The sequence below is a fragment of the Uliginosibacterium sp. sgz301328 genome (assembly GCF_041807905.1).
Classification (GTDB): domain Bacteria; phylum Pseudomonadota; class Gammaproteobacteria; order Burkholderiales; family Rhodocyclaceae; genus JBGVSA01.
This window is the reverse complement of the sequence record NZ_JBGVSA010000045.1, coordinates 1-16,060: the sequence shown is the minus strand read 5'-3', so window position 1 is coordinate 16,060 and position 16,060 is coordinate 1. Positions and strand designations below refer to the sequence as shown.

17 protein-coding genes are annotated in these 16,060 nt (G+C 60.3%); 9 read left to right on the top strand and 8 right to left on the bottom strand.

Annotated elements, in window-relative coordinates:
• Positions 1-22: 22 nt before the first annotated feature.
• The 6 genes from ACDA63_RS19470 to ACDA63_RS19445 all read right to left on the bottom strand — a co-directional run bounded on the left by ACDA63_RS19470 (position 23) and on the right by ACDA63_RS19445 (position 5,684).
• Positions 23-793 carry an ABC transporter ATP-binding protein gene (locus tag ACDA63_RS19470; protein WP_373664963.1) on the bottom strand — a complete coding sequence of 257 codons (771 nt, stop codon included), beginning with the start codon at positions 791-793 and terminating at the stop codon, positions 23-25.
• Positions 790-1,896, bottom strand: coding sequence for an ABC transporter ATP-binding protein (locus ACDA63_RS19465; RefSeq protein ID WP_373664962.1), 1,107 nt, complete (start codon positions 1,894-1,896; stop codon positions 790-792). Before ACDA63_RS19465 ends, ACDA63_RS19470 begins: the two co-directional genes overlap by 4 nt.
• A gap of 14 nt (positions 1,897-1,910) precedes the next feature.
• Positions 1,911-2,843 carry a branched-chain amino acid ABC transporter permease gene (locus ACDA63_RS19460; protein ID WP_373664961.1) on the bottom strand — a complete coding sequence of 311 codons (933 nt, stop codon included), beginning with the start codon at positions 2,841-2,843 and terminating at the stop codon, positions 1,911-1,913.
• A 121-nt stretch (positions 2,844-2,964) separates the two neighbouring features.
• Positions 2,965-4,074, bottom strand: coding sequence for a branched-chain amino acid ABC transporter substrate-binding protein (locus tag ACDA63_RS19455; RefSeq protein ID WP_373664960.1), 1,110 nt, complete (start codon positions 4,072-4,074; stop codon positions 2,965-2,967).
• Positions 4,075-4,349: 275 nt separating this feature from the next.
• Positions 4,350-4,952, bottom strand: coding sequence for a hypothetical protein (locus ACDA63_RS19450; protein WP_373664959.1), 603 nt, complete (start codon positions 4,950-4,952; stop codon positions 4,350-4,352).
• Between the two features lie 291 nt (positions 4,953-5,243).
• Positions 5,244-5,684 (bottom strand): Rrf2 family transcriptional regulator, encoded by a 441-nt coding sequence (locus tag ACDA63_RS19445; RefSeq protein WP_373664958.1) that lies wholly within the window; start codon positions 5,682-5,684, stop codon positions 5,244-5,246.
• Positions 5,685-5,759: 75 nt separating this feature from the next.
• Here ACDA63_RS19445 and ACDA63_RS19440 point away from each other — a divergent pair, with 75 nt between their 5' ends.
• The 3 genes from ACDA63_RS19440 to ACDA63_RS19430 are packed head-to-tail and all read left to right on the top strand — an operon-like array spanning position 5,760 to position 7,468.
• Positions 5,760-6,068, top strand: coding sequence for a metal-sulfur cluster assembly factor (locus ACDA63_RS19440; RefSeq protein WP_373664957.1), 309 nt, complete (start codon positions 5,760-5,762; stop codon positions 6,066-6,068).
• A gap of 34 nt (positions 6,069-6,102) precedes the next feature.
• On the top strand, positions 6,103-6,387 hold the full coding sequence (locus ACDA63_RS19435; protein ID WP_373664956.1) for a DUF2249 domain-containing protein: 285 nt from the start codon (positions 6,103-6,105) through the stop codon (positions 6,385-6,387).
• Between the two features lies 1 nt (position 6,388).
• Complete coding sequence (locus tag ACDA63_RS19430) at positions 6,389-7,468, top strand: hypothetical protein (RefSeq protein ID WP_373664955.1); 1,080 nt, start codon at positions 6,389-6,391, stop codon at positions 7,466-7,468.
• On the opposite strand, the gene ACDA63_RS19425 is transcribed toward ACDA63_RS19430, so the two are convergent.
• Positions 7,457-8,362: a LysR substrate-binding domain-containing protein gene (locus ACDA63_RS19425; protein ID WP_373664954.1), complete on the bottom strand. Its 906-nt coding sequence runs from the start codon at positions 8,360-8,362 to the stop codon at positions 7,457-7,459. The genes ACDA63_RS19430 and ACDA63_RS19425 overlap by 12 nt on opposite strands.
• A gap of 372 nt (positions 8,363-8,734) precedes the next feature.
• Positions 8,735-9,481 carry an ATP-binding protein gene (locus ACDA63_RS19420; RefSeq protein ID WP_373664953.1) on the bottom strand — a complete coding sequence of 249 codons (747 nt, stop codon included), beginning with the start codon at positions 9,479-9,481 and terminating at the stop codon, positions 8,735-8,737.
• A gap of 82 nt (positions 9,482-9,563) precedes the next feature.
• Between ACDA63_RS19420 and ACDA63_RS19415 the strand changes: the two genes are divergently transcribed.
• From ACDA63_RS19415 to ACDA63_RS19390, 6 genes are read left to right on the top strand one after another with little or no spacing between them, the layout of a single operon-like run.
• Positions 9,564-10,208 (top strand): TnsA endonuclease N-terminal domain-containing protein, encoded by a 645-nt coding sequence (locus ACDA63_RS19415; RefSeq protein WP_373664952.1) that lies wholly within the window; start codon positions 9,564-9,566, stop codon positions 10,206-10,208.
• A complete protein-coding gene (locus ACDA63_RS19410; protein ID WP_373664951.1) occupies positions 10,201-12,135 on the top strand; it encodes a Mu transposase C-terminal domain-containing protein in 1,935 nt (644 codons plus the stop codon). The genes ACDA63_RS19415 and ACDA63_RS19410 overlap by 8 nt, the downstream gene beginning before the upstream one ends.
• Positions 12,136-12,139: 4 nt before the next feature.
• Positions 12,140-13,033 (top strand): TniB family NTP-binding protein, encoded by an 894-nt coding sequence (locus ACDA63_RS19405; RefSeq protein WP_373664950.1) that lies wholly within the window; start codon positions 12,140-12,142, stop codon positions 13,031-13,033.
• Entirely contained in the window at positions 12,991-14,127 is a 1,137-nt protein-coding gene (locus ACDA63_RS19400) for a TniQ family protein (RefSeq protein ID WP_373664949.1), read from the top strand. The genes ACDA63_RS19405 and ACDA63_RS19400 overlap by 43 nt, the downstream gene beginning before the upstream one ends.
• Before the next feature lie 10 nt (positions 14,128-14,137).
• The gene (locus tag ACDA63_RS19395; RefSeq protein ID WP_373664948.1) at positions 14,138-14,641 is read left to right on the top strand and encodes a thermonuclease family protein; all 504 of its coding nucleotides are present in this window, start codon (positions 14,138-14,140) and stop codon (positions 14,639-14,641) included.
• Entirely contained in the window at positions 14,577-15,584 is a 1,008-nt protein-coding gene (locus ACDA63_RS19390; protein ID WP_373664947.1) for a DUF4238 domain-containing protein, read from the top strand. The genes ACDA63_RS19395 and ACDA63_RS19390 overlap by 65 nt, the downstream gene beginning before the upstream one ends.
• Positions 15,585-16,060 lie beyond the last annotated feature (476 nt).

Here is a 16,060-nt window from a genome sequence, read left to right as displayed (position 1 = left end):
CAGGGCGAGGGTGGGCGCGTTGTCATGCGGCATGGTGCGCGCCTCCGAGGTAGGCCGAGATCACAGCGTTGTTGCGCTGGACGGCGGCGGGTATGTCTTCGGCGATCTTCTTGCCGAAGTCGAGCACCGCCACCCGATCGCACAGCCCCATGACGAGCTTCACGTCGTGCTCGATGAGCAGCACGGTGACGCTGTCGTGGCGGATCTTGTCGATGAGCGTGCGCAGTTGCGCGGTTTCGGTCGCGTTCATGCCGGCGGCCGGTTCGTCCAGCGCGAGCAGGCGCGGCTCGGTGGCCAGCGCGCGGGCGATTTCCAGCCGGCGCTGGTCGCCATACGACAGGTTGCGTGCCAGCACGTTGGCAAAGCGATCGATGCCCACGTACTGCAGCAGTTCGAACGCGCGCTCGGTGATGATGCGCTCTTCGTCGCGTACCTTGCGCGTCTGCATGAGGATGCCCGGCAGCCCGCAGAAGGTGCGGATGTGGCGCCCGACCATGACGTTCTCCAGCGCAGTCAGCTCGCGGAACAGCCGGATGTTCTGAAAAGTGCGGGCGATGCCGCGCTCCACCGTGTGGTGCGGCTTGCCGACCGGCATGGGGCCGCCTTCGAAGATGAAGCGGCCGCCGTCCTGCACGTAGGCGCCGGTGAGCACGTTGAAGAAGGTTGTCTTGCCGGCGCCGTTGGGGCCGATGAGTCCGTAGATTTCGCCCGCTTCGATCGACAGCGACACGTCGGTCAGCGCCTGCACGCCGCCGAAGTGCTTGGAGATGCCTTGCGCTTCGAGCAGCTTCATCGGGCTTCCCCCGGGCCGCCCTGCGGAATCCATTGCTTGCGCGAGTAGCGCGAGTGCGCGGGCAAAATGCCGGCGGGGCGCAGCAGCATCATGAAGATCATCGCCAGCGAGAGCAGCAGCATGCGCAGGATTTCCGGGTCGAGGATGACTTCGCCGAACAGCGTGCGTTGCAGCGGCACGGCCACCGAGCGCAGCACTTCGGGCAGGATCGCCAGCAGCAGCGCGCCGACGATTACGCCCGCCAGGTTGCCCATGCCGCCGAACACGATCATCGTCAGCACGGCGATGGATTCCATCAGCGAGAAGCTCTCCGGGCTGACGAAGCCCTGGAAGGCGCTGAACAGGCCGCCTGCCACGCCGCCGAAAGTGGCGCCCATGGCAAAGGCGAGCAGCTTCATGTTGCGCACATTCACGCCCACCGCCTTGGCGGCGAGCTCATCGTCGCGGATCGCCGCCCATGCCCGTCCGATGCGCGAGACCTGCAGCCGCTGGATCAGAATGATCGAGCCGACCACGAAGAACGCGAAGGCGTAGTAGTACAGCACCAGTGAATTGATGCTGACCGTTTCGGTGATCTGCACGTTGCGCGACAGATCCCAGCCGAACAGGTGCAGCGAGTCGAGCATGTTGATGCCCTGCGGGCCGTTGGTGATGTTGATCGGCGTGTTCAGGTTGTTGAGGAAGATGCGCACGATCTCACCGAAGCCGAGCGTGACGATGGCGAGATAATCGCCGCGCAGCCGCAGTACCGGGAAGCCGAGCAGGATGCCCGCCACTGCTGCGAAGCATGCGCCCAGCGGCAGCACCACCCAGAACGGCAGATGCACGCCGAAGTGCGGGCTGGCGAGAAAGGCCCAGGTGTATGCGCCGACCGCGTAGAACGCGATGTAGCCCAGGTCGAGCAGGCCGGCGAAGCCCACCACGAGGTTCAGGCCGATGGCGAGCATGATGTAGAGCATCGCGAAGTCGAGCACGCGCACCCAGGTGCGGCCGAGCATGAGTGCGATGAAGGGTGCGAGCACCAGCAGTGCGATGACGGCGGCGCGCGCGGACCTGGGGTGGCGTTGGCCGAGCCAGGGAATCGATTGTGCGAGTTCGTCCATGAGCGGCTCCGGGGCTACGCGCGGTCGGCGACGCGTTCGCCGAGCAGGCCGGTGGGTCGAAAGATCAGCACGGCGCCGAGGATCATGAAGGCGAAGATGTCCTGGTAGCTGGAGTTGAGGAAACCGAAGCTCCATTTGTCGATGTACCCGGCGCCGATCGATTCGACCAGGCCCAGCACGATGCCGCCGAGCATCGCGCCCGGCAGGTTGCCGATGCCGCCCAGCACCGCGGCGGTGAAGGCCTTGAGCCCCGGCGTGAAGCCCATCGAGTAGTGCGCGATGCCGTAGTTGGACGAGAACATCACGCCCGCCACGGCGGCCAGCGCCGAGCCGATGACGAAGGTGGTGGCGATGATGCGGTTGGTATCCACGCCCATCAGGCTCGCCACGCGGTGGTTCTCGGCGGTGGCGCGCATGGCGCGCCCCATTCTTGTGCGATTGACCAGCAGCATGAGTGCGCCCATGAGCAGCGCCGATACCACGAGGATCGTGACCTGTACCGGCGTGATGAAGACGCCTTCGATCGGCTGGTACGGCACCGTCGAGATGAGTTGCGGGTAGCTGTAGTAGTTGCGGCCCCAGATGATCATGGCGATCGTCTGCAACAGGAACGAAACGCCGATGGCGGTAATCAGCGGCGCCAGCCGCGGTGCGTTGCGCAGCCGCCGGTAGGCGGTGCGCTCGATGGTGTATCCCAACAGCATGCAGGCCGGGACCGCAACGCCCAGACCGATGGCGAGGTGTATCAGGGGCGGCAGGTGGGGCCAGGTCTTCTGCGCGAACAGTATGGCCTGCAGCGCTACCATGGCACCGACCATGAGGATGTCGCCGTGGGCAAAATTGATGAGGCCAAGGATGCCGTACACCATCGTGTAGCCCAGGGCGACGAGGGCGTAGACGCTGCCGACGACCAGTCCGTTGACGATCTGCTGAAGTAAGGTTTCCACCGTGTCTCCTCACGCGGGGCGGCACTCATGCGCCGTTCGATTTTTTCTAGCAAGAGGCAAGCCAAAAAAACGGGGCTGTGCTTGCACACAACCCCGCTATTTGATTGGCATCAGGCGGTGGTCATTTGATCGGGACCCACTTGCCGTCGGCAAACTGATAGACCGAAATCGCGCCCTCTTTCAGATCGCCCTTGTCGTCGAAGGACACCTGCCCGGTCACGCCCTTGAAGCTGACCTTCTTGAGCGCCGGCAGGTACTTGGCCGGTTCGGAGGAGTTGGCCGCCTTCATCGCTTCGATAATCGCGGACGTGGCGTCATAGGCGTACGGCGAATAGGCCTGCACGTCGGCGTTGAAGCGCTTCTTGAAGCGGTCCTTGAAGTTCCTGTCCGGCAATTGCTCCAGCGGCACGCCCGGTTGCGTACAGTAGGCGAGGTTGCTCATGGCCGCGCCGGCGAGCTTGATCAGCTCCGGCGTACAGCCGCCGTCACCCATCATGAACTTGGCGTTCATGCCGAGCTGGCGGATCTGCTTGAGCATCGGGCCGCCCTGCGGGTCCATGCCGCCGAAGTAGATGACGTCCGGGTTCTGCGCCTTGATCTTGGTGAGAATCGACATGAAGTCGGTCGTCTTGTCGGTCGTGAATTCATGCGCTGTGACGGTGCCGCCGGAGGCCTTCACGGTCTTTTCGACTTCATCGGCCAGCCCCTGCCCATAAGCGGTGCGGTCGTCGATGATGGCGACCTTCTTGCCGAGCTTGTCCAGGGCGAACTTGGCGCCGGCCGGGCCTTGCTTGCCGTCGTGCGCCATGGTCCGGAAGACGTTGGCATAGCCCTGCTGGGTCAGCGTGACGTTGGTCGCAGACGGCGACACCATCGGGATGCCGGCCTGGTTATAGATGCGCGATGCGGGAATGGTGGTGCCCGAATTCATGTGGCCGATGACGGCCTTCACGCCCGCGTCGACCAGCCGCTGCGCGACCGCCGTGCCTTGCTTCGGGTCGGCCTGATCGTCTTCGCCGACCAGTTCGAACTTCACCTTCTTGCCGCCGATGGTGACGCCCTTGGCGTTGTAGTCCTCGATGGCGAGCAGCGCGCCGTTCTGCATGTCTTTGCCGAGGTGGGCCTGGGCGCCAGTGAGCGGCGAGGACGAGCCGATCTTGACGACTTCCTGGGCGTGCGCCGCCCCCAGCCCTGCTGCAAAGAGAGCCGCAGCTATGAACGTCTTGTTCATGGACAACCTCCGTTTGCGATCGGGAGCCTATGGCTCCCCAGGGCTGATTGATCAATAAGCCCCAGGCCCTCGCCCGGACCGCCCGAACGAGACGACCTGAGCAGCGATCTTACAGAAAGCTCTGACGGCGGCAATCCGTTAGGACGTATACCCCTAGGGCATTTGGCGGGGGACTATGCGAATTCACACATAGTCCGACGGAGGTGGTGTGGGCAACGTTTGGGACGCCGGCCCGCATGCGTAGCCGGGCCGGCATCCGGTGCGGGGCCTGCGTTTTACTGGACCGTGAAGTTGGTCCACTGGACTGTGACGGAGCCCGTGCCGCTGGCCGTCTGGTAGGCACCGATCTTGGTATAGAGCTTCGTCCAGCCCGACTTGGTGATCGTCTTGCACTTGCTGCCATTCACGTATGACGTGCTGGTACCGGTGTCGACGTTGTAGACGAGCTTGATCTTGGCGGTGCCGCCCACGGCGAGCTTGGGCAGGTTGCAGCTGCGCGAGCTGGTGGTGTCGCCCGTGCTGCGCTGCACTTCATAGAAGTACCCACTGCTGTCGATGGCGAGCTGGCTGACCGGGTCGCCGCCGGTTTCGGAGAAGGTCTGCGCCAGGCTGGTGTTGCCGCCATTGAGCTTGACCAGCTTGACCGTCCCTTCCAGCGTGTGGGTGCCGCTCGTGAAAGTCTTGAAGCGGAACTCGGCGCGGCTGGCCGATTGATTGACCACCGAAAAGGTCGGTGAATCCGCCGTGGGGTCGGTGCCGGTGCTGATCGAGCCGCCATTGCGGATGTCGGTGTTCTGCGCGTCGGTCGAGGCGTACGCGGCAAAGCTGGCGAGCGAGAGGATGCAACAGGCGATGGCACTGCGGGTGTGTGTCTTCATGGTCTGCTTCCCTTCTTGTCAGTGATTGGAAGCCGCGACCGATCGGTCGTCGGCAACGCCGCTCCTTTCACTGCGCGGGGCAGATCCTGCCCGGCATCCTCGCCGGGCAACGGCGTCGCATGAATGTTTGGATACACGCTTCGATGCCGCAAATAAGGTAAACCATTACCTTGCCGACAAAGACGCAAAATCCGTCACGAATTCAGTGTATTGCTGCGCCGCAGCTTCGTGTTGTGACGAATTTAAGTTAATCGATTACCCGGCGTGTTGTCATGCAACTGGAATGAATGCTCACCGGTTTGGCTCGATATGCAGCAGGCGGGCCAAGGGGGCCGGTTCATCGATCAGGTCGGCCAGTGTGTAGGCATCCAGATGGGCGTAGAGGGCGGCGAAGGCGCCGGCCAGCACGCCGGCCAGTTTGCAGCGTGGGGTGATGCAGCAGGCGTCGCGGTCGGCGAAGCACTCGACGATGGGGGCGGCACCTTCGGCCTCGCGGATGACGGCACCCAGATTGATTTCGCCCGCCTGCCGCACGAGCCGCACGCCGCCGCCTTTTCCCCGCACCGATTCGATGGTGCCGTTGCGGGCGAGCTGGTGGACGACTTTCATGAGGTGGTTCTCGGAAATGCCGTAGGCGGCGGCCATCTCGGTAATGGTGGCCAGCTCGCCGGGGCGCAGCGCGAGGTACATGAGCACACGCAGGGTGTAGTCGGTGAAGGCCGTTAGTTTCATAAGATGTATTTCCGGTATTGCTTTAGCGCGGCGACGCGGATATATTGAAGATGTAATTCAAATGCATCTTACACCATGAGCGAACTTACCGACCGTCTGCGCGAGGCGCTACGTACCGTGATCGACCCTGAAGTCGGCATGAACATCGTCGATCTCGGACTCGTGTACCGCATCGAAGAGAAGGACGGCGTCATTCAGATCGATCTGACGATGACTTCGCCCGCCTGCCCAATGGGCGAGAGCATCGCCGAGGAGGCCGAGCAGGCCGCGCGGTCATGCCTGCCGCCGTCGCAGCCGGTCGACCTCGCGCTGGTGTGGGATCCCCCATGGTCGCCCGCCCGCATGACCGATGCGGCGCGTGCCCATTTTGGTTGGGGCCTCTGAGCCCTAACGTCTTTATCCGCAGGAGCCACATCACATGAGCCAAACTTCCGCCGTCACGCTCGACGTGCGTGCCGTCGCACCGCGTTTCCGCCATCCGCTGATCTTTTCGATCTTCCAGAACCTGCCGCCGGGCCAGTCGCTACTCTTGACCAACGATCACGACCCACGCCCGCTGTATTACCAGTTCCAGGCGGAATCGACCGGTCTGTTCACGTGGGACTACGTGGAGAACGGCCCGGACGTGTGGCAGGTCCGCATCGGCAAGACGGGCGAGCTGACCACGGCCGACATCAATTCGCGCTGCTGCGGCGGGCACTGAGATGCACAACGCCGCCCGCCTGCGCTGGCTGCTGGCCCTGCCAGCCGTGGTATCGCTGGTGTGCGGCGTCATGTCCGGCCTGGCTCGACTGGGCTGGGTCATGCCGCTGTGGGTCATCCAGCTCATCGTCGTCCACGGCGCGCTGATGGTGGGCGGTTTTTTCGGCACGTTGATCGGGCTGGAGCGCGCCGTTGCGCTGGCGCGGCCCTGGCCCTACGTCGCGCCGCTGGCGTCCGGCGTCGGCGGGCTGGCGCTCGTCGCGCACGCCACCGCTGTCGGCATCGCGTTGATGACGGCCGGCTCACTCGCCATGACGCTGGCGTGCGCTTCGGTCTGGCGGCGCGAGCGCGCAGCGCACCTTGCCACATTGTGTGCCGGCGCGCTGGCGTGGCTGGCGGGCAATGGCGTGTGGTGGGCGACGGGCAGCGTCGCCGCTGCCACGCCGCTGTGGGCGGCTTTCCTCATTCTGACCATCGCCGGCGAGCGGCTGGAGCTGTCTCGCCTCGTACCGACTTCGCCGGCGGCGCGACGCACGTTTTTTGGCATCGTCGTGCTGCTGGCTTCGACAGGACTGGCGGCGGCCGTATCGGCGCTTGGACTGCGGGCCTTCGCAGCCACGCTCGCGCTACTGGCGATATGGCTGCTGCGTCATGACATTGCTCGCCGCACCGTGCGCACGCCCGGCCTGACGCGTTTCATGGCCGTGTGCCTGTTGTCGGGATACGCATGGTTGCTGGTCGCGGCAGCACTCGGCGTGGCGGGCGCGTTCGACAATGGTGCGGTGTTGCGTGACGCCGCGCTGCATTCCCTGTTGCTGGGATTCGTCTTCTCGATGGTGTTCGGCCATGCGCCCGTGATCGTCCCGGCGCTCACGAGGCTGCGCTTTGCCTGGCGACCGGTTTTCTATCTGCCGCTGGCATTGCTGCACGCGACACTGATCGTTCGTGTCGGCGCCGGCCTGGGCGGCGATTATGGATGGCGCCACTGGGGCGGAGTCGGCAATACGATCGCGCTCATCGTGTTCGCGCTGCTCGTGGCGACCGCCGTGCGCCGGCCGCAGCGCCGCCCGTCAGCCGCGTAGCTGCCAGGTCAGATCGTTGGCCGCGCGATGCGCGCGCGCCGTCTTGAGCATTTCCGCCAACAGGGGATTCGTCTCGTCGCGCCGGTAGGCGCAATGCAGGTCGAGCGAGACGTCGATTTCCGACTCCAATGGCCGGTACACCACGTTCGGCAAGTGCAGGCTGAGGACCGACTCCGGCACCAGCGCCGTGCCAAAACCGCCTGCCACCATGACCGTGGCCGAAATCATGTCGACGGCGCGCTGCCCAAGAGTGGGCTGGAATCCATAGTGCTCGAACATGAGCTGCGTGCTGCGGAAGACGCTCGAATCGAGTTCGCCGATGAGCGTTTCGCCGCGCAACTGCTCTACGTGGATGCGCGGCTCCGAGGCCAGCGCGTTGCGCGTGTTGAGAGCAACCATCACGCGCTCGCGGCTGACCAGTTCGACGGCGATTTCGGCCGAATCGGGCAGGTACCGATCGAACGCCGCCATGATGCGGCCGTGGTGCAGCGCCTCGATCTGCTGGCCCTTGGGGCCGGCCTGCAGGACCACCGTGACATCCGGATGGCTGGCCGAAAAGTCGTTGAGGATGCGCGGCACGATGTCCAGCATGGACGAGCCGAACACGCCGATGTCGATGCGCCCGAGCAAGCCTTGCGCGACACGCTGGATCTGCTCCGACGCCAGCTCGATGTGCGCGTTGATGTTGCGGGCGTGTTCCAGCAGCAGCGCGCCGGCCTGCGTCAATTCCACGCCCCAGTTGGTGCGGCTGAACAGGCGCACGCCGAGGTCTTCTTCCAGCGACTGGATGTGACGCGTCAGCGGCGGTTGCGAGATGTGAAGGCGGGCCGCGGCGCGACTGATGTTGCGTTCCTCGGCTACGGCAATGAAGTACTTCAGTCTACGGACATCCAAGGACGAGACCTTTCGAGAATCGTGTGCGCTGCTCAGGCGGGCGTGCCAGTGTGCGCGAGAAACGGCGCCGACAGGATCAGTGCCTGCCCCATGCGTCGGCCGAAGCGTATCAGCCGGGGTCGCCCTGCGGCCACTGTCCGCGCGCCCACCAAACCGGTATGTCGGCATGCCCATTCGGTATTGGACCCGGCCTGTGTCCGCCCGGAAACTGTCTACCGCACCAACGTCCGCATTGCGACCGTGGCCTCGGGCCCAGCTCCTTCCCTCCCCGGAGTTCTGGCCGGGCAACAGATGGTTCCGATGCGGGCAGGTTTCCTCCGCGGTAACGCGCCTCGGCCGATTGGCCGGGGCGTTTTTTTTGCGCGGAGCGCCTTAGTGCTCCGGCAGACCGCGGCGGTACTGCAGCGCTTCGGCCACGTGCGGGACAGCGATGCGTGCTGCGCCAGCCAGATCGGCAATGGTGCGGGCCACTTTCAACGTGCGGTGATAGGCACGACCCGACAACCCGAGGCGTTCGATTGCCTGCCGCAGCAGCGCGGAAGCCGGCTCATCAAGCGCGCAATGCGCTTCGACGCCGGCGGCATCGAGGTGGGCGTTGGGCTTGGCTTGCCGTTCATGCTGGAGTGCCGCAGCGGTGACGACGCGCCGGCGGACCTCTGACGAACGTTCGCCATCCGGCGCCATCTGCAATGCTTCGGCATTGAGCGGCGAGACTTCCATGCACAGATCGATGCGGTCGAGCAGCGGCCCCGAGAGTTTGGCCCGGTAGCGCGCCACGCGGTCGGGCGTACAGCGACAGGCGCGCGTCGGGTGCCCAAGATAACCACAGGGGCAGGGGTTCATTGCCGCGACGAGCTGGAATCGCGCAGGGTAATCGACGCTGTGTGCGACGCGCGACACGGTGATGTGGCCGTTCTCCAGCGGCTCTCGCAGGGCTTCGAGCACGCGCCGGTCGAACTCCGGAAGTTCATCCAGAAAAAGCACTCCGTTGTGAGCAAGCGAAATCTCGCCCGGACGCGGATTCATGCCGCTGTGATATATAGAAATAAGTGCGACACTGCGATCTACAAAACAACGAGATAGCTCCAGAATTCCACTTATTAGCGCGATAGAAATCATAGAAATAGACGCGACGAGGCCCCAGTTGACTACAAATAGCTGCGATGTGGTTCAAGTTCCACGGCAAATGCGGAAGATCGGCGTGACCCGACGCAGTGTTTCCGGGGCATTGGCGTTCCGTGGGGAACAGTCTATCCCTTACGAATCCACGCTAGAGCGTGACTTTCTGGTTAGGAAAGAATTCAGCCCCTTGGTGCTGGAGGTCATTCCGCAGCCGGTTCAAATCCCATTTATTGCACTTAATGGTCGAACCTATCTGCACACGCCAGACTTCCTCGTCTATTTCCGCTCCGGCGACTACCCGTGGGGCGAAGGCCTCAAACCTCTGCTCGTCGAGGTGAAGCCACGCCAAGAAATTCAGAAGAGCTGGCCTGATATGAAGCCAAAGTTCAAGGCTGCGCTGCGATACGCACGAGAGCAGGGCTGGGACTTTCGAATTCATGACGAATCGCGGATTCGTGATCAAGTCTTCGAGAACATCATGTTCTTGCGGCGCTACCAGCGGATGCAGTTTCCCTCCGAAGAGACGCAGTGGATTCTCACGAATCTACGAGAAATGGGCCAAGCCCCCTTTCAGTACCTCCTCGGCCGTCACTTCAGTGGGCGCGCGGACGCCGCAGTCGGCGTCTCTCATCTCTGGCACATGCTCGCGCTGGGTTTGATGGAGTGCGACATGACCCTCCCTCTCAGAAACGACACCGTACTTTGGGTTTCTCGCCATGGATAACGACAACGCTGAAACGGCTTCTGGGATCGCGCTTAATCGTCAGAAGCTAGACCTATCTCCTGGAAAGCTGGTATCGCAAGCGGGAGTCGTCTTGAGGCTTACCGAAATTCTGGACTTTGATACCGTGGTTGGGGTCGAGGTCGAAAGCGGAAGAAGCCGGGCCTTGCGTATTCAGGAACTCAAGCCGGTTACAGATGCGAGCGCCGAGCTGCAACGTGTCGCTTCAGCGGACACAGAAGACATTGCGGACGAAGATTGGAGGATCGCGGAGCAACGATACGCTGCGATCAAGCCGCTGATTGACGCCCAAGACTCCGGTCGGCGTGCAGTGGAGGAGCGAGCAAAGGACGCGGGAGTTGATCCCGCAACGCTTTACCGATGGCTATTGCGCTTCCGCAGCTTAGGGGTTGTAGCTGCGCTTATCCCTCGCAAGCGTGGCTGGAAACCTGGCAACTCGCGGATCTCGAAACATGCAGAGGCGATAATTCAAGAGGTCATCAAGGACACCTACTTGACGCATCAACGGTCAAAACCACAGAAGGTCGTCCTGGAGGTTATGCGTCGTTGCGAACAGCGCGGAGTGGAAGCTCCGCATGCAAACACGGTGCGTGCCCGTGTGAGCGCTCTCAGCGAACGAGTGCGGCTATCGAGCCGAGGCTTCAAAGAGCGAGCCAAGAACAAGTTCATGCCCGCTGCGGGGACTTTCCCCCATGCAGGCTACCCGCTGCAAGTCGTCCAGATCGACCACACGCCTGCAGACATCATCTTGGTTGATGACATTCATCGAAAGCCTATCGGGAGGCCATGGATCACCCTTGCCATCGACGTACACAGCCGTATGGTGGTTGGGTACTACCTGTCATTCGACCCCCCAAGCGAGACATCGGTTGCGATGTGCGTTGCGCACGCCATCCTGCCCAAAGACGAATGGCTTGCCGTTCATGGCGTTGATGCACGCTGGGACGTGTGGGGTGTGATGGACAAGATCCATACGGACAACGGAGCTGATTTTCGGTCGGGAAACTTCAAACGTTCTTGCTTGATGCACAACATTGACCTTGAGTTCCGACCCGGTGCGCAACCGCGTTACGGCGGCCACATAGAGCGGATGCTCGGGACGTTGCTTCACGAGATTCACGACTTGCCCGGCACGACCTTCTCCAACATCAAAGCCAGAGAAGGCTACGACTCGGAGAAGAATGCAGTCATGACGAAATCGGAGTTCGAGGAATGGCTCGTGACTCTGATTTGCAAGGTCTACCACCAGCGCATGCACTCTGCTATCGGGATGACACCAGCCAAGAAGTGGGAGATCGGGATGTTCGGTAATGCGGAGGCTTCCGGGCGCGGGCTGCCACCTCGACCAAGTGACCGCCATGCGCTCTTGCTCGACTTTCTGCCATCGTTTGAGCGGACCATTCAAGCGGATGGGGTAACCATCGATGGCCTCAATTATTATGCTGACGTACTTAGGTCATGGATCAACGCGTCAGACGAGAAATCGCCAAAAAGAAAGCGGCTGTTCACGTTCCGACGAGATCCTCGTGACATCAGTACCATCTGGTTCTACGAGCCGGATAGCAAGCTCTATTTCAAAGTGCCGTTTGCAAACCAGGCATTGCCATCCATGAGCATATGGGAGTTCTCGCAGGCGAAAATGACTGCCCGCAAAGATGGTATGCAGTCGGTCAACGAAAGCCAGGTTCTCCGTGCGATCACCGAGCTCCGTGACAAAGTCGAAGAGGCCAAGGAGAAGTCAAAGAAAGCTCGGCGTATGAGCCAGCGCAGGAGGGAGCACGAGAAAGGGATTTCTCCTGCTACTCCAGCGGGCGTCACCAAAGCGGCGCCTCTCTCTCCTGTTGCGCCGAGTCGGCCCTTTGCTGGACTCTTGGATGATGATGTAGAAGCCTTTGACGATATCGCGTAAGGCCATGATGAATAACTACGATCATCTGCACCAAGATTTCGCAGCTGTCATGGCGCTATCGAATGAAGAGCGCATCGCCGCGATGGATCTGCCTCGCTGGATCGGATATACGCGGGCGACCGAGATCCTAGATGTGATGCAGGGTTTGCTGAACAAGCCGCAGCGGCCACGCATGCCCAACCTTCTGATTGTCGGTGATTCCAACAATGGTAAGACGACCTTGATTCGTCGCTTCGGCGATCTCTGTGGAAAGTCTTTCGTTGATGAGAACAGCAATCCAGTTCGGCCAGTCATTCTCGCTGAGGCACCAAGCACTGCTGACGAAAAAGCGCTGTACATCTCTATCCTTGAACGCTTCTGGACGCCCTATCGAGCCACAGACCAAGTTGCCAAGCTTCGCTACCAGGTGATTCACCTGATGCGTGCCTGCCAAGTCCGGATGCTTATCATTGACGAGCTTCATTCATTACTAGCCGGGACGGCCATCAAACAGCGTGAAGTGATGAATGCTCTTAAGTTGCTGTGCAACGAGCTGTGTATTCCGATCGTCGGTGTCGGAACGCGTGAAGCTGTTCGTGTGCTGCATACAGATCCACAGCACGCGAGTCGGTTTGATGTGGCGTCACTGCCAACTTGGAGTCTCGATAAAGATTTTCAGCGACTGCTTGCCAGTTTTGAGAAGGTGCTACCTCTCAAACATCCTTCCCGACTTCATGTGCCCGAGTTGGCGAGCAAACTGCACAGCATCTCCGAAGGAAACATCGGAAATCTGCATCGCCTTTTAGTCGAATGCGCCAAAGAGGCCATTGTGTGCGGCGTCGATAAGATTACTACCGATATCATTGAGAAGAACAAATGGATTCGTCCTACTCGTGGCATCCGGGAGCTTTTCGGTTAGCTGCGAGTTGGGCGGTACCAACGTCGTTGCAGCCCGATGAGATCCTGTCCTCATGGCTCATTCGGACTGCGCTAGCAAATGGATGTGATCCGCTCGCTTTCGTGGGTGTTGTTTGGCCTATGCAGCGTGTATGGGCGATGGACCTGGATCGGCAGCCCCGAGCTGCACTACTTGAGGTTCTAGGGGCTTTGAGTGGCGCAGCACCAGCGCTGCTGGGACAAGCGACTTTGCTTCCCGTTGCTCGACGCGTATTGCTGGCCGATCCCCCCGCAAATCAATCCTGGCCGTGGATACTGTCGGTGGGTCCCCGAAATCGTCGGCGTGTCGGTCGAATGCAATACTGCCCGGTGTGCCTGGCGGAGGACAAGGATCCGTTCTTTCGGCTTCAGTGGCGCTTTGCTTGGCATTGCATTTGTGTGCGCCACGGATGTCAGCTACTGGAAACGTGCCCACATTGCGGTGCCTCGCTGGAGCCTCATCGAGCAAAGGCTTCGGATCGAGTGGACTCCTGTACGGCATGTCGCGAGAGCTTGTGGCGGGGGGCGCCTTGGCACAATGAGCTCCCAAGCGCCCGACAGCTACAGATCGCTACCGACAATACGATTAAAGTCGGTCAAGCTACCTATTTGGGAGCGGCGACCTCCGTGCGAGCATGGTTCGCAATCATGGCGTTCTATGTCGGCTTGGTACGTCGAACACTACGTCCGCAAACAGCAGCGATGGAGGTTTTTGCATCGAGGATCAATTCGGAGGCATTGCACGACCTCGGATTCGTTCCTCTTGAAAAACTAACCTTACGCCAGCGAACAGGCCTACTCGATTGTGTCGGCAAATTAATGTCCATGTCATTTGATCGGCTGCTATCCGAACTGTCGAATACCGGTTTGAGCAGACAAGCATTGTTTCCTGACGGAGTTCCGTGCGGCTCCCCGCTATTGAGAATTGCAGAAGCACTGCCGGACAGACGCGTTACGCGAACGGCACCCAAGCGGTTCTCATCGGGCATAGGTCAGTTTCGTCCTCGTTCGCAAAGGGAGGTCGATCGAATGATGAAAGCGTTGCATAGGCGCACCGCTCTTGCATCGGATACTTAGAAGGCACGACGTGCTTAGACAGTTCCTTGTTGGCCTTGTTGCGTTGTGCAGCGTGGGGGCAATAGCGGCGGAGACCTTTTCCGCTCCTGTGGTTGGTGTGTCCGACGGAGACACGGTTACGGTATTGCATGATCGTCAGCAGATCCGCGTGCGCCTGTCTGAGATTGATGCTCCGGAGAAGAATCAGCCTTTCGGTCAACGTTCAAAGCAGTCGCTTTCGGAATTGTGCTTTGGCGTCGAAGCAAAGATACATGTGATAGGCCAAGCAAAGAAATACGCTGTGACAGACACTCCCCGCCAGGTTGCACGCGTTGAATGCAAAGGTATAGATGTCAATGCTGAACAGGTTCGACGCGGGATGGCGTGGGTTTATGATCAATACGTAACTGACCGTAGCTTCTACGTCTTGCAAGACGAGGCACGCTATTCAAGACGAGGCTTATGGATGGATGAGGATCCTGTTGCGCCATGGATGTGGCGCAGGGATAGACGACACAGCTCCGCAAGAAAGTAATCGAGGAACCAACGTGATGGGTGTGCCAGTTAATCACCACTATGTACCACAGCACTTCCTGAAGGCTTGGGCTATATCTGGAGCTTCTGACAGGCTGTATAGATTTCGAGTTGTTTCCGAAGCAAACAAGTTTGAATGCAAGGAGGTCGCCATACGACGCTCCGGTTCGCAAGATGACTTGTACAAGATACGTCTTCCAGATGGCGAGTTTGAGATCGAGTCAACTATTGTCACTCCTCAATTGGATGAGTTAGGGCACAAGATAGTTGCGCGCATTCGTAGCGTCCCGTTCGGCGCGCTAAATAAGGAGGAAATGCGGGAGCTGGCAATCTATTTGGTATGCCTTGAAGCTCGTCACCCAGAAATACTTTCGCAGATGGACGTTAGCGACGACCTCGACAGAATGCGCAACAAACTGAAGGAAGGCTCGGGGCTCTCTTGCAGCAGTATCGACGAGGTAATTGACTACATTGAAGACTCGCCCTCGACTGGCGTGGTGGCGTTCGGGCTATTCGTTCAAAATGAAAGGAGGCCCATCTTGGGCCAACCATTTTCTGATGGGCTGCTTCACGCAAAAGCGATTGAGTACGTTTTTGACACGGATTGCCTGATCACTAGCGATTATCCCTGCTTCCGTCAGGGGGGCTTTCTTACGCAGTTTCTCTATGTTGTCTCCCTTAGTCCTCGCAAAGCAATGATCTACTCTACCAACCCGGATGTCATAGCTTTCGATTACTTGCCGGTCCCGCTAAGAGCCGCATTGATAAACCTCTATGTTTTAGGTAACGCGACACGGGCCTTTGCAAACAGTTCCGAACATGGGGACTTCGTCCGCAAGCACCTTGGCTGGGCTCGCGCTCATTCCGCGATAGAGGCAAAGAAGGCTTATGTTCGAAAATTCATTGAAGAAATGTACCGACACGGCGGTGTCGTCCAAGGTTAGGCATGGACACGCCATATGAAACTCTCTTTGTGGCCATGCAGTTGAGACATGGGCACAATTAGTGATGTGCGCTGCGATGAGTGCGGCAGACTGACCTCAAAATACCATCGCACTTACAAAGGGCATGGCTACTGTGGGAGTTGCTATGCGCGGGTATTCAAACCTAGGCTTTGTCCTCGCTGCAATATCCCTGCTCGCCTTCCTGTCAGTGAGCCTGAAGCGTTGTGTCGTCGGTGCGAGCAGAGCGTTCCGTGTGCACGGTGCGGAGCTCTCAGTTATGCCATCGGGCGTATCACGCCTTACGGCCCGGCCTGCAATTCATGCTCAGTGCATTTTCGCGAAGAGCGCGCCTGTGCACAATGTGGCCGACTGTCGCGTCTACTCAGCAGGGTTACGCGCCTAGGCATTGAGCAACAAGTGTGTCCTGCATGTCAGCGCGCTGATCATGGAACGTGCTTTCGATGTCGCCGGAGCCG

What these genes read in the sequence shown, in the direction of transcription:
- ACDA63_RS19470 (WP_373664963.1), bottom strand. Translation starts at nt 793, where the DNA reads ATGAAGCTGCTCGAAGCGCAAGGCATCTCCAAGCACTTCGGCGGCGTG.
- ACDA63_RS19465 (WP_373664962.1), bottom strand. Translation starts at nt 1,896, where the DNA reads ATGGACGAACTCGCACAATCGATTCCCTGGCTCGGCCAACGCCACCCC.
- ACDA63_RS19455 (WP_373664960.1), bottom strand. Translation starts at nt 4,074, where the DNA reads ATGAACAAGACGTTCATAGCTGCGGCTCTCTTTGCAGCAGGGCTGGGG.
- ACDA63_RS19450 (WP_373664959.1), bottom strand. Translation starts at nt 4,952, where the DNA reads ATGAAGACACACACCCGCAGTGCCATCGCCTGTTGCATCCTCTCGCTC.
- ACDA63_RS19445 (WP_373664958.1), bottom strand. Translation starts at nt 5,684, where the DNA reads ATGAAACTAACGGCCTTCACCGACTACACCCTGCGTGTGCTCATGTAC.
- ACDA63_RS19440 (WP_373664957.1), top strand. Translation starts at nt 5,760, where the DNA reads ATGAGCGAACTTACCGACCGTCTGCGCGAGGCGCTACGTACCGTGATC.
- ACDA63_RS19435 (WP_373664956.1), top strand. Translation starts at nt 6,103, where the DNA reads ATGAGCCAAACTTCCGCCGTCACGCTCGACGTGCGTGCCGTCGCACCG.
- ACDA63_RS19430 (WP_373664955.1), top strand. Translation starts at nt 6,389, where the DNA reads ATGCACAACGCCGCCCGCCTGCGCTGGCTGCTGGCCCTGCCAGCCGTG.
- ACDA63_RS19420 (WP_373664953.1), bottom strand. Translation starts at nt 9,481, where the DNA reads ATGATTTCTATCGCGCTAATAAGTGGAATTCTGGAGCTATCTCGTTGT.
- ACDA63_RS19410 (WP_373664951.1), top strand. Translation starts at nt 10,201, where the DNA reads ATGGATAACGACAACGCTGAAACGGCTTCTGGGATCGCGCTTAATCGT.
- ACDA63_RS19405 (WP_373664950.1), top strand. Translation starts at nt 12,140, where the DNA reads ATGATGAATAACTACGATCATCTGCACCAAGATTTCGCAGCTGTCATG.
- ACDA63_RS19400 (WP_373664949.1), top strand. Translation starts at nt 12,991, where the DNA reads ATGGATTCGTCCTACTCGTGGCATCCGGGAGCTTTTCGGTTAGCTGCG.
- ACDA63_RS19390 (WP_373664947.1), top strand. Translation starts at nt 14,577, where the DNA reads ATGAGGATCCTGTTGCGCCATGGATGTGGCGCAGGGATAGACGACACA.